This window comes from Klebsiella sp. K47 (assembly GCF_051858335.1).
GTDB lineage: Bacteria > Pseudomonadota > Gammaproteobacteria > Enterobacterales > Enterobacteriaceae > Klebsiella > Klebsiella pneumoniae.
The window spans coordinates 1-212 of sequence record NZ_JBPYUI010000560.1 but is presented as its reverse complement, the minus strand read 5'-3'; the positions used below and the strand labels follow the sequence as shown (position 1 = coordinate 212).

Below are 212 nucleotides of genomic sequence, written 5' to 3'. Positions count from 1 at the left end.
CACGACTCGCCAACTTACTTTCAATCCATTGATGGATCTCAAAAGCTGACCAGCCGATACGGTTTTGGGTGATCTTTACTTTCTTTGGAAAAGTTGGATCATAATACGGTGAATATTCATCCATCATTGCATAAACTGTCGAACGTGCTACACCTACTATTTCTACTACTTGATGTATATTGATCAGCTGATTTATTTGAAAAGTTTGGCCA

The 212-nt window shown here is 38.2% G+C and carries 1 protein-coding gene; it reads right to left on the bottom strand.

The window, feature by feature from the left end:
- Positions 1-212 (bottom strand): helix-turn-helix transcriptional regulator (locus RRF55_RS29210; RefSeq protein WP_439419483.1); only part of this gene is annotated, 212 nt, incomplete at both ends.